9 protein-coding genes and 1 pseudogene are annotated in these 11987 nt (G+C 43.1%); 6 read left to right on the forward strand and 4 right to left on the reverse strand.

Annotated elements, in window-relative coordinates; genetic code table 11:
* Positions 1-33 precede the first annotated feature (33 nt).
* From ACE1CD_RS09230 to era, 3 genes are read left to right on the forward strand one after another with little or no spacing between them, the layout of a single operon-like run.
* Complete coding sequence (locus ACE1CD_RS09230; protein WP_374823382.1) at positions 34-264, forward strand: hypothetical protein; 231 nt, start codon at positions 34-36, stop codon at positions 262-264.
* Positions 242-1279: an RNA-guided endonuclease InsQ/TnpB family protein gene (locus ACE1CD_RS09235; protein WP_374823384.1), complete on the forward strand. Its 1038-nt coding sequence runs from the start codon at positions 242-244 to the stop codon at positions 1277-1279. The genes ACE1CD_RS09230 and ACE1CD_RS09235 overlap by 23 nt, the downstream gene beginning before the upstream one ends.
* Positions 1280-1312: 33 nt before the next feature.
* Positions 1313-2266, forward strand: coding sequence for a GTPase Era (gene era, locus ACE1CD_RS09240; protein ID WP_374789983.1), 954 nt, complete (start codon positions 1313-1315; stop codon positions 2264-2266).
* Between the two features lie 505 nt (positions 2267-2771).
* Here the strand turns inward: era and ACE1CD_RS09245 are convergent.
* Positions 2772-2996 carry a hypothetical protein gene (locus ACE1CD_RS09245; RefSeq protein ID WP_374789985.1) on the reverse strand — a complete coding sequence of 75 codons (225 nt, stop codon included), beginning with the start codon at positions 2994-2996 and terminating at the stop codon, positions 2772-2774.
* A 215-nt stretch (positions 2997-3211) separates the two neighbouring features.
* On the opposite strand from ACE1CD_RS09245, the gene ACE1CD_RS09250 reads away from it, so the two are divergent.
* The gene (locus ACE1CD_RS09250; RefSeq protein ID WP_374823387.1) at positions 3212-6319 is read left to right on the forward strand and encodes a VIT domain-containing protein; all 3108 of its coding nucleotides are present in this window, start codon (positions 3212-3214) and stop codon (positions 6317-6319) included.
* Between the two features lie 96 nt (positions 6320-6415).
* A pseudogene (locus tag ACE1CD_RS09255) lies at positions 6416-6907 on the forward strand (RNA-guided endonuclease InsQ/TnpB family protein); the annotation flags it as partial.
* 233 nt (positions 6908-7140) lie between these two features.
* On the opposite strand, the gene ACE1CD_RS09260 reads toward ACE1CD_RS09255, so the two are convergent.
* A complete protein-coding gene (locus ACE1CD_RS09260) occupies positions 7141-8478 on the reverse strand; it encodes a GTPase (protein ID WP_374823390.1) in 1338 nt (445 codons plus the stop codon).
* A gap of 159 nt (positions 8479-8637) precedes the next feature.
* On the opposite strand from ACE1CD_RS09260, the gene ACE1CD_RS09265 reads away from it, so the two are divergent.
* Positions 8638-10416 carry an NB-ARC domain-containing protein gene (locus ACE1CD_RS09265; RefSeq protein WP_374823393.1) on the forward strand — a complete coding sequence of 593 codons (1779 nt, stop codon included), beginning with the start codon at positions 8638-8640 and terminating at the stop codon, positions 10414-10416.
* A 20-nt stretch (positions 10417-10436) separates the two neighbouring features.
* Here ACE1CD_RS09265 and ACE1CD_RS09270 read toward each other — a convergent pair whose 3' ends face one another.
* Both ACE1CD_RS09270 and crtA read right to left on the reverse strand, forming a co-directional pair.
* Complete coding sequence (locus ACE1CD_RS09270) at positions 10437-11126, reverse strand: cyanoexosortase A system-associated protein (protein ID WP_374823396.1); 690 nt, start codon at positions 11124-11126, stop codon at positions 10437-10439.
* 9 nt (positions 11127-11135) lie between these two features.
* Positions 11136-11963: a cyanoexosortase A gene (crtA, locus tag ACE1CD_RS09275; RefSeq protein ID WP_374823399.1), complete on the reverse strand. Its 828-nt coding sequence runs from the start codon at positions 11961-11963 to the stop codon at positions 11136-11138.
* Positions 11964-11987: the final 24 nt, after the last annotated feature.

Here is an 11987-nt window from a genome sequence, read left to right on the forward strand (position 1 = left end):
ACACCTAATATAATGAAAACAGGAGGTAGACAAATGCTGGTACTTGAATACAAAATCAAAGCCAAACCGCATCAATATAAGGCAATTGATGAAGCTATCAAGACAGTGCAATTCATCCGTAACAAAGCAATTCGTTATTGGATGGATGCGCCCAAAGATCCCAAAATTAATCGGTTTGCTTTGAATAAGTATTCAACCGAACTACGCTGCGGAGTTCCCCTTTGTAAAAGACCTCAACTCAATGGCTGTGCAAGCGGCTGCTGAGCGTGGTTGGCTTGCAATTTCTCGGTTTTACGAGAACTGTAAAACCAATAAAACCGGGAAGAAAAGTTTTCCACGTTTTCAGAAAGATAACCGTTCAGTAGAGTACAAAACTTCAGGGTGGTCGCTACACAAAACCAAAAGACGCATCACCATTACCGATAAAAAGGGAATCTGTGAACTCAAGCTTTTGGGTAAGTGGGACATCCACACCTATCCAGTTAAGTCCATCAAGCGAGTTCGCTTGGTAAGACGTGCTGACGGGTATTACTGTCAGTTTGCTATTGATGTTGAATGTGTTGATATTCAGCCACCAACAGGTCAAGAAATTGGCTTAGATGTGGGTTTAGAGTCTTTCTATACTGACTCAAACGGACATCACGAGCCCAGTCCAAAATTCTTGAGGAAAGCTGAATCTGGTATCAAACACACACAGCGTCGTATCTACAAAAAAGTCAAAGGTTCATCAGGACGCCGTAAGGCAAGAGCTAGATATTCCAGAAAACATTTAAGAGTAAGTAGGCAGCGTACCGAACACGCTAAGAGATTAGCGCGTCACGTTTGCAAATCTAACGATTTAATAGCCTATGAAGACTTAAAAGTTGGCAATCTACTCAAGAATCACTGTCTAGCTAAATCAATCGCTGATGCTAGCTGGTATCAGTTTAGGCAGTGGATAGAGTATTTTGCAGCCAAGTTTGGAAGGTTAGCTGTTGCTGTTCCACCCCAGTACACCTCTCAAGAATGCAGTCAGTGTAAGGCGATGGTTAAAAAATCCCTCAGCACTAGAACCCATGTTTGTTCGTGTGGGTTGATTCTGCAAAGGGATTGGAATGCGGCTATCAATATTTTGCTCAAAGCAAAATCTACGGTCGGGCAGACTGGAAGTAACGCTAACGGAGATGGGTCCTCTACTCTACTTGGTGCAAACCTGGTAGAGCAAGTTCTGTCTGTGAAGTTAGAATCCCCACGCATGACGGCTGGGGAGTGTCAACCATTTTTTTATCTAAAGCGATAATGAAGATTGGCATATAGTTGAGGCTGGGAGTAGATGAGCGATCGAGATGATATTTTAGATAAGTCGGAGGTATTTGCTATCCCGGTCGCACCAGCGGGATACAAGTCTGGCTTTATCGGCATTATCGGACGTCCGAATGTCGGCAAGTCCACCCTGATGAATCATTTGGTGGGGCAAAAAATTGCGATCGTCTCTCCTGTGGCCCAGACGACCCGCAATCGCTTGCGGGGTATTCTCACCACGCCAGAGGCGCAGATGATTTTTGTCGATACTCCCGGAATTCACAAACCTCACCACCAGTTGGGGCAAGTGTTGGTGCAAAATGCCCAAATTGCCATTCAGTCTGTGGATGTGGTGTTGTTTGTTGTCGATGCTTCTGTAGAAGCTGGTGGTGGCGATCGCTACATCGTCGATCTCTTAAGCACGACTCAAACACCTGTTATTTTGGGGCTCAATAAAATAGACCGACAACATTCCGATTATCAACAAATCGATCGCACTTATCTCGATCTGATCGAACCCCACCAATGGCCTTTAGTCAAATTTTCTGCTCTTAACGGCAATGGTTTGGACGAATTGCTGAAATTATTAGTCGATCGCCTCGAACCTGGCCCTTATTATTATCCCCCCGATCTAGTTACAGATCAACCCGAACGCTTCATCATGGCCGAATTGATTCGCGAACAAATTTTGCTCCTCACTCGCGAAGAAGTTCCCCACTCTGTCGCTGTCATCATTGAGAAAGTTGAAGAAACTCCCACCATCACTCGCGTTTTCGCCGCCATCAATGTCGAACGCGAATCTCAAAAAGGAATTCTCATCGGCAAAGGCGGCACTATGCTCAAAGCAATTGGCAGCGCCGCCCGCGAACAAATGCAAAAATTAATTGCTGGCAAAGTTTACCTGGAGTTGTTCGTCAAAGTAGAACCCAAATGGCGGCAATCTCGCAGCCGTTTGGCCGAATTTGGTTATCGAGTGGAGGAATAAAAAATTTTTATGAAGAAGGGGTTTTTTTGTTGTTTAAAAGCTCGATTAATGGTATTGTATTCTTTATAATGGGAATTTGTCTAAAAAAAAATTTTTAAACGAATTCCCATTATAAAGAAGTATACCCCAAATCTCTACCCTTGTCTAGTACCAATCCCCTCTTCTTTATCGAAAACCTGGGTCTAAAACCCCGCCCTTCTAGCTCTCTCGTTTTTGTGGTGATAATAGGATCTTATTTAACTGTAGGGTGGGTTAGGCACGGGCGAGAAATTGAGTATGGCAACCAATAATTAAATTGCCGTGCCGTAACCCACCATCTCCAAGTATATTGATAAACATTTTTCACCATCAACCTGAAAGAGCCTCATAGCCAACGCGATTAGACATCTCCACAAAAGAATCTCAAGGGCAGGCAGGATGCCTACCCCACAAGAATTTTTGAAGATGTCTATTACAAATTGATGGTGCGTTACAAGTTGCGCCTAACGCACCCTACTTTTCGCGATTAGGTGTTTTCCGAAAGGGTGAGTAGAAATGCCAAATTTTCTTGTGCATTCAAATGGCATTCATCTTTATTTCCCCCGCCAAAGCTTAATGGATTTCTGTTTCGCGGTTTTGTGCCAGCAATTCGTGACAAATAAATTTTCCGCCCGGTTTTAGTCGTTTTACCCGCAGCTGCCAGCACTTGATGTCCCGGCGCAGTCTGCAAATTTACGGTAGTCTGGGCCATCTCCAGTCACCTTCCCAGTGTATCCTACTTTCACTTTGCCAAAAGTTTTTCATAATGTGTTCGATTAGTTCCTAAAAAAAGGACAGCGAAATATTGCCCCCCAAATTTAAACGAACTTTATATCTATCTTGCGGAAGATGAAGAATTGATATTGTATCTACCCTTTGCAAAATCCTCTGGCTAGAATAACCTTAAAGGTATAGAAAATGGGTGATATGGCTAATTTTCCCCCATCAGAAAGCACCGCCCACAATCAGCGTCCGTGCTACTGCCTCAATCCCGCTTGCAAGCACCCGGAAAATCCCAGTAATGCACTTGCGTGCAAAAATTGTAGCTCAAACTTGTTGCTACAAGAGCGCTACCGCGCCATCAAACCGATCGGTCAAGGAGGTTTTGGCAGAACCTTCTTATGTGTGGATGAATCAAAACCATCTCAACCGCGCTGCGTAATTAAGCAGTTTTTTCCCCAACAACAAGGCACAGAGAATCGGGAAAAAGCGACAGAATTATTTCGTCAAGAAGCAACGCAACTCAAAACTCTCGACACCCATCCTCAAATTCCCGAACTGCTGGCTTATTTTGAGGAAAATGACCAACAATATTTGGTGCAAGAATTTATCGATGGTGAAAATTTAGATCGAGAACTACAACAAAAAGGCCCTTTTAGCGAAAGCGAAATTCGCCAATTGCTGCAAAATTTGCTGCCAGTGCTGCAATTTGTCCACAGCCATCACACGATTCACCGCGATATCAAACCCGAAAACATCATTCGCAGTAAAGATGGGCAGCTAGTTTTAGTTGATTTCGGTGCGGCGAAATATACCAGCGAAACAATGTTGGGCAAAACTGGGACTGTAATTGGTTCCGCAGCCTATACCGCCCCAGAACAAGTAAAAGGTAAAGCAATTTTTGCCAGCGATTTATATAGTTTGGGCGTCACTTGTATCCATTTGCTCACGCAAATGCCACCTTTCGATTTGAGCGATACGAGTGAAGATACCTGGGTGTGGCGGCATTATTTGAGGACGCCAATTAGCAACGAATTAGGTAGCATCCTCGACAAAATGCTGGAAAGTGCCACGAAGCGGCGCTATCAATCCGCAGCAGAAGTTATCAAAGATTTGAATGCCAAATCTCTGCCCGCCAAACGAAAATATCCGAAATGGATCGCCGCGAGTGCTTTGGTACTGTTAGGATTGGCGGGAGTGAGGGCTTTGCTATCTCCTGTAGCCCAACAGGTTTCTACTCCCAACTATCCGGTAGTTACTCAACCAGAAAATGACAAAACCACTCCTAAAACAGGAGGTTTGTTTGCCGATGTTAACGGAAAACAGCAAGTTTTCCCGTTGAAACATACCGAAGTGATGGCAAAAGTTTCGGGAAATGTGTCGCGGGTGGAAGTGACGCAAAGTTTTACCAATCCGTTTAAAAATCCCATCGAAGCAGTTTATGTTTTTCCACTTCCGGATGATGCGGCGGTGGATGATATGGAAATTAAAGTAGGCGATCGCATCATTCGAGGACTGATTAAAAAACGCGAAGAAGCGAAACAAATTTATCAGCAAGCCAAAGCACAGGGCAAAATAGCCGGTTTGCTGGAACAAGAACGAGATAATATTTTTACCCAATCTTTAGCTAACATCAAACCTGGAGAAAAAATAGATGTCACGATTCGCTACACCGAGAGTCTAAAATTTACTAAAGGCGATTACGAATTCGTCTTTCCGATGGTTGTGGGGCCACGCTATATTCCCGGAAATACGGTAGATAGTGCGGGGAATACAAATTTAGTTAAAGACGCCTCGAAAATTACTCCCCCGACAGTACCGACCGGACGTTCCGGACAAGATATCGGCGTGACGGTGGAACTTGAGGCGGGAGTGCCGATAAGTAATGTGCGATCGCTCTCTCACCAAATCGCTACCGTACAAGACGGGCGCATTGTGCGAGTTCAGTTAGCCAAACAAAACACAATTCCCAACAAAGATTTGATATTGCGCTATCAAGTCGCCGGCAATCAAACTCAATCCACAGTCCTATCTTCAGCCGATGAAAGAGGCGGTCACTTCGCTACCTATTTAATCCCGGCGGTGCAATATCAAAGCAACGAAATTGTACCCAAAGATGTCGTATTTCTGATGGATACCTCCGGTTCTCAAGAGGGCACACCCATTGTGCAATCGAAGGAATTGATGCGGCGGTTTATCAATGGATTAAATCCCAACGATACCTTTACTATTATTGACTTTGCCGATACCGCTCAGCAATTATCTGCCACACCTTTACCAAATACAGCGTCAAACCGACAAAAAGCGCTCAATTACATCAATCGCATTGATGCTAACGGCGGTACAGAGTTAATGAATGGCATCCAAAAAGTGCTGAGTTTCCCACCTGCGCCGGACGGACGCCTGCGAAGTGTGGTTTTGATCACTGACGGTTTGATCGGCGACGATAATGCCATCATTGCAGAAGTGCAGAAAAACCTGAAACCGGGAAATCGACTTTATAGTTTTGGTGTCGGCCCTTCCGTGAACCGCTTTTTAGTCGATCGCATCGCGGAAGAAGGACGGGGTACGGCCAAAGTTTTAGCGCCCGAAGAACGCCCCGAAAAAGTAGTGGAAAAGTTCTTCCAAGAAATCAACAATCCGGTACTGACGAATATCGAAGTTAGCTGGCAAGGTACGGGTAAAGCACCGGAAATTTATCCTCTCAAACCACCGGATTTGTTTGCGAACGAACCGCTGGTATTGTTTGGCAGAAAAGGCGATCGCACTAAAGGCAACCTCAAAATTACGGGTATTGCTGCTGGTGGCAAACGCTATGAAAAAACCTTGCCGATCGAATTTGATGGCGGCGGAAATGAAGCGATCGCGCAACTTTGGGGACGCGCCCGCATTAAAGATTTAATGAGTAAAATGTACGGCGGCGAAAACCCCAATGGCGTCAAAGCTGTTACCGACACAGCGCTATCTTATCGGTTGCTATCGCAATACACCGCTTTTGTCGCCGTCACTGAAGATGTGCGAGTCGATCCCAAAGATACCAAAAAAGTGCAAGTGCCGGCTGAAACGCCAGACGGTATGAAACCACAAGCACAAGCTAAGCTATCCAATACCAGCTTGGCGAAACCCGCCGCACTACCCGCCGCCCCGCCGCCACCCCCAGCACCCACTCAAGGATCGTCCAACCAAGCGGCAGATCCCAATGCAGTACCCGAGCCAGGCCAAATTTTAGGTAACTTGCTAGCACTCGTGCTGCTTTTGATCTACCTTCGCTGGATGCGACGCAAAGGTTTGAAAAGTGCGGCGTCTGATAAATAACCTTAACAAAATGTAGAGACGTTTCATGAAATGTCTCTACATTTTGAACGGTTTTCAGTGAGAGTGGTTGGGTTGAGTTATCGGGATGGGATGCGAGCCAAAGTACATCAGAAAATCACTAGATGTAGGGAAGATTTTCTTCACAAACTAAGTCGTAAATTAGTTGATGAAAACCAAATCATAGTGGGAGAAAATCTAGCGGTGAGAAACATGGTACGCAACCATAAATTAGCTAAGTCAATAGCTGATGCAGGTTGGGGACAATTTTGTACTATGTTGAAATATAAAGTTGAATGGGAAGGAAAAATCTATATAGAAGTTGATAGATTTTTCCCTAGCTCCAAGACTTGTAATCACTGTCTGCATCAGGTTGGTGAGCTACCTTTAGATATTAGGAATTGGCAATGTCCTAAGTGTGGAACCCTGCATGACCGTGACATCAATGCCGCTATTAATATCCGAGATGAAGGTTTACGAATGTTAGAGGTAGGGCATACCTCGGTAGCTTCTGGAGAAAGAGTAAGACCAAGCAAAAGCACTGCTTTTGTGAGGCATCCTTCTGTGAAGGAAGAATCTCAGCGTCTTTAGACCTGAGAGTGTCAACCTAGATTGCATTAATTTGGAGGGAGCGATCGCTTGCGTGGAAATTAGGCACAAGTGCGATCGCACGTAAGAGTAAGCGGAAACGATCGCACGCTGATTATAGAGGAGGTGCTATTGTATTCCTACAAGTATAGGGGGCTGGAGCGCTCTTTTAGTGGTCTAAATTTTAGCTTTCTCGGCTCTTTTTAGCGATTCAAATACAGCCACTTAAAGACACATTAGGTTGTTTGTAAGTCTCTCTCATAATCCTGGATGATTTTTTTAAATAGTTCCATGCTTGGCTGTACACAGTCTTTTATTTGCTCTCGCAGCATCTCTCCTAGAGCAACGGGGTCTATCTTTTCTCCCTGCCGTTTTTGATTTTGTTTGTAAGTTTGGAGTACCTCAATATAAGCCAGACCAATTAACAGAGTAGAGAAGGCTCCTGATGAAGCAGGAATTATGCCGAGGGTCATAGTATCCGTAAATCCGTCAGAAATTATTTCCTGGGTTAACTCACTTAATACATTCTGTAAAAGCTCTTCATTCATTATCGTTTCGACGCCCGATTCTATTCCCGTTGCCGTTAAAAATAGCTGGGTAATAAGTGATAAATCAAACTCTAATCCAAATATATTGCTTAGGTGAGTAAGCATCATGAATTGGGTTGCAGCGACGCTTGCCTTTGGGCCAATAAAGGGAATCGTCTGGGAACTTGCCATTGCCAGCGGAAATGTAGTTACCACATAAGCCATGAGCCATATTTTAGCAGTACGTTTCTCCTTTTTAATAGCCTTATTAAATGCTATTTTAGCCACCTCTGGTAGGAGTTTTGTAGTTGTACTAACTAATTCTTCTAGCCCGTCGCTTTTAAATCCTTCTTCACTGGCTTTTCCGTTTCTATCTAGAAGAATCCCATTTATTATCTTGGGATCTTCTTTAACTCTAATAATTTCACATTCATAATCTGTCTCCTTTTTTAAAAAATCTATGAAACGACTGCTCTCTTCTTGTGAACCTTTTGTTAAAACTAGAATCACGGGTATTTCTTTCTTTTTTAGCTTTTTGATTGATTCTTTTTCGATTTCTTCTAACCGATCGCTTGTCTCATTTATACAGTACCAAACAATGTGAATATGCTCATTGGGATGCAGCTTTTCTTGTTGTTTAATTCGCCAGTAAAAATCTGCTTTTTTATTATTTTCATTTGGCCATATATTATCTAGTACAGATATTATATTATCTAGTACAGATTTATTAGTCATAGTAAAACCAGGGCTGTCATAAATGTTTATATCTCCATCTTTAGTGTGTTTTTGGATTTTATCAGTAACTGATTTGCCTGTACCTGTCTTTGCGTGGTTTTCGCCAAATATCGCGTTAATGAGTGAGCTTTTACCAACCCCACTTTTTCCAATTACCAAAATATTACATTGCGAAAGATTTCGGTTTTGCTTTTCTGTGTTGCTCATAATTGCTGTTTTGAAAACTAGAATTTTGCAAGAAGGTCTGGGTGGCTGGGTACTCATCCAGAACCACAGGGCGGTTTGAAAAGCGATCGCAGCACAATTTCTCACCCATGCTTATACCCAACTGAAATATATGAAGTTCAGTTTCCTTTGCAGCAACCGACTGACTTCAATTTCAATTAAAATCCCCGCCCTCAAGCACCCACCAGTCCAAATCCGGCTCAGTTCCCTCTAGCGAAATGAACTATAAATCATCCAAAATAGATATTGACAATTTTGGTAACAGGTAATCTAGTGCGAAGCCTCAAACCATCTACGCAGGGATTGGCAAGGATTAGGCAAGCCAGACAGCGAATCACACTGGAAAGGGGATGGGCTATAGATCGCCCACAATGGCTAGAACAAGCCAGTCAGTATCTCCCTCTGGAGAAAAATGGGAAAGGCATGATGTCAGCAAGCGTCGGAATTAGCACTTGGAAGCGCTTCTTAGCTGGTAAACCCATAAAAGCTACCAATTTCAAAGCGTTTTGCCAAGTTTTGGGACTGAACTGGCAAGAGATTGTTGATGCTGACACAGTAATTTGCCCTCAAGGTGGAACCGAACACGAGGAGGCAAGCATTACCCATCACGCGCCTAAACAGGAAGTTGGAGAGAACTTAATCCAAAATTCAAAATCCTCTCTTGCGAAGGTGGGCATCGTGACGGGAACCGCCAAGACGCCCACTTCGCGCAAAATCCAAAATCGGGTTGACTGGGGAGAAGCAATGGATGTCTCCGTTTTCTACGGACGCACAGAGGAACTCGCGACGCTGAAACAATGGATAGTACAAGACAACTGCCGACTGGTAGGGTTGTTGGGTATGGGAGGGATAGGCAAAACCTCTCTATCTGTGAAATTCGCTCAACAAGTTCAGCATGAATTTAAATGTGCGATCTGGCGAAGTCTGCAAAATGCCCCACCCGTCAATGACATTCTCGCCACCCTCATCCAAATCCTATCCAACCAGCAGGAAACACCAGCCAATCTACCTGAAAACACAAGCTTTAGAATTACGCGACTGATTGAATACTTGCGTTTCTCGCGCTGCTTGATAATTCTCGATAACGCCGAATCTATTATGCAAGCAGGCGCGGTTGCTTTCCAGTATCGCCCTGGCTATGAAGGATATGGAGAATTAATCAAACGGGTGGGAGAAACATTTCATCGCAGTTGCTTGATACTCACCAGTTGTGAAAAACCGCAAGAATTAGCAGCATTGGAAGGCGAAAGCCTACCCGTTCGCGTATTAAAACTAACAGGTTTGCACGAAAAAGAAGCACGGGCAATTTTTCAAGCCAAGGGAACTTTCACTGGCACACCAGAAGAATGGAAAGAATTAATTCAACACTATGTCGGTAATCCCCTAGCCTTAAATATGGTGGCTTCAGCCATTCGAGATGTCTTTGGCTCTAGCATTTCTGATTTTGTCAAACCTTTAAAAGCGGAAGCGTGGGATTTTACCGATATTAGCCAACTTTTAGAACGCCAATTCAATCGGCTTACTGACTTAGAACTAGAAGTGATTTACTGGCTGGCGCTCGACCGGGAAGCGCTTGAATTTTCAGATTTAAAAGATGAGATTATCTCTCCCCAATTAAAACAACAATTACCGGAAATTTTGAAGTGTCTGACCAGAAAATCGCTCCTTGAGATAAATAACGGACTCTTCACTCTGCAACCTATGGTTATGGGGTATGTAACTAACCTATTAATAGCTAAGATATATGAAGAGATAGAAACTATAAGTATTAATCTATTAAACAGCCACGCACTGTACAAAGCTCAAGCTAAAGATTCTGTCAGGGATACTCAGATTCGCCTCATCCTTAAGCCAATTAACGATAGATTAATCCATAGGTTTAGAGGCAAAAGCAATCTAGAAAAGCAGTTCGATAAAATTCTGTCAGATTGGCAAACAAAATATCCCCTAACGCCTGGTTATATAGCTGATAATATGATCAATTTGTTGAATCTACTCAAGTCTGATGGAAAGGAGAAGATATAAATTACCTGAAAGCTGCTGTATCAACGATTTGAAAAACGCGGACTCCACCACTTGTACCAAGCAATCCAAGCCTTCTCTAAAATTTCATAACTTTTCTGCGGAGAAGAATTATTTACAGGTACAGACATTTGCGTCCAAAGACAACGTTCGTCTCGCAGTTTGGCCGAATCTAATAACCATAAAAAGAAGCGATCGAACCGCAAATCGTACATATATCGGTTGCGCCTAAACTGCTCGTAGGTAAACGTACTACCGCCACTCGGATTTATACAAGCACTCAGGTACGCTTTTTTTTCGTAAACAAACATAGCATAAAAGCCTACGTTTTTAGCGTTAATTATACTAGGTTTAATATTACGAAAAGATGAAATAGCCGTGTACTTTTCTATCCAAGCTTCCAGATTGCCAAACGGTTCTATATCCTTTTGACTCTTCACTAAATAGCGCATTTCTATATCCAAGGTCAACCCATTTTGAACATAGCGATATTTCCGCCCAGCTATATACTCAGAATTATCAACCATTTGATTGACTAGGGGATTGCTTGCCAAACGCTGCCATTCCGGTAATGAGACAGCGGCTGGTAAATCAAAGCTGATGATATTTCGTTCTTTTACGGTGGGATAAAAGATTGATTTGCCCAGCACAAATACGACGCCACCAAAAGCGATCGCCAAAAGCGAAATTCGGAAATTTTCCCAGCGTTTCATGCTTTTTGTTTAGATTTTTATATTTGCTGTTCTCAATACTGTAAAATGGCAGAATACCCCAAACATAAATACGGCCAGCATAGAAAAAATCAACGAACCATCTCCTGTATGCCAATACTCAAAAGCTGACTGATTGGATAATGCTGCTAGTATAGCCATGAGAGCAACCCGCATCCCGTTGACAACAAATGCTAAAATAATAGATGCGATCGGCACTAATATTCTGTGCAACAACTGATGACCAAACATCACCAAACAAATAAAAGACAATCCCAATAGTTGCAGAATAATACCAAAGCCATCACAACCAGCACCTACCTTTATACCTCCCGTTGGCAGCGTCACCATAACTCCCTGACTGAATACTTGAAATCCTAAAATCCACAACAGAAAACTAGCAAATTTAGCCGTTAACAAAGACAGGTCGATAAAGATGGATAGCACTCCCGGCGGTACAGCGATAAAAGCAAGCAGAAAAATTTCCTGCCAATATTGCTTCCATCCCTTCACACCAGAAGCAAGTAGACTTAGACCTAAAATTGAGATGAAAGGAGAAACGCGCAGAAAAAGGTCATAACCATACAAGTGCATACTCTTGAAAACCACAAAACCAATCAGCAATGCACCAAAAATGGTAGAAAAAACTTCGCTTTCTAAATTTAAAGAATCCCGTTTTCTCCAAATTAACGCAGATACCGCCACCCAAAACAATAAACTGGTGCCCAAGAGGTCAGTATTGTCGCTTCTCCAACTCAAATGAAGATGAAGAGTAATTAAACTGGCTGCTATAGCTAACAGCCAGTACTTGGGATCTTTGACAAGTTTCAGGTTGTGCATCGTTGTAGCGATAATCCTGAGTTT

The organism is Aerosakkonema sp. BLCC-F183 (assembly GCF_041929145.1).
In the GTDB taxonomy this organism is placed as follows: Bacteria; Cyanobacteriota; Cyanobacteriia; order Cyanobacteriales; family Aerosakkonemataceae; genus Aerosakkonema.

Excerpts from the sequence above, each read along its gene's own strand:
- ACE1CD_RS09230 (WP_374823382.1), top strand. The coding sequence starts at position 34 with ATGCTGGTACTTGAATACAAAATCAAAGCCAAACCGCATCAATATAAG.
- ACE1CD_RS09235 (WP_374823384.1), top strand. The coding sequence starts at position 242 with ATGGCTGTGCAAGCGGCTGCTGAGCGTGGTTGGCTTGCAATTTCTCGG.
- era (WP_374789983.1), top strand. The coding sequence starts at position 1,313 with ATGAGCGATCGAGATGATATTTTAGATAAGTCGGAGGTATTTGCTATC.
- ACE1CD_RS09245 (WP_374789985.1), bottom strand. The coding sequence starts at position 2,996 with ATGGCCCAGACTACCGTAAATTTGCAGACTGCGCCGGGACATCAAGTG.
- ACE1CD_RS09250 (WP_374823387.1), top strand. The coding sequence starts at position 3,212 with ATGGCTAATTTTCCCCCATCAGAAAGCACCGCCCACAATCAGCGTCCG.
- ACE1CD_RS09270 (WP_374823396.1), bottom strand. The coding sequence starts at position 11,126 with ATGAAACGCTGGGAAAATTTCCGAATTTCGCTTTTGGCGATCGCTTTT.
- crtA (WP_374823399.1), bottom strand. The coding sequence starts at position 11,963 with ATGCACAACCTGAAACTTGTCAAAGATCCCAAGTACTGGCTGTTAGCT.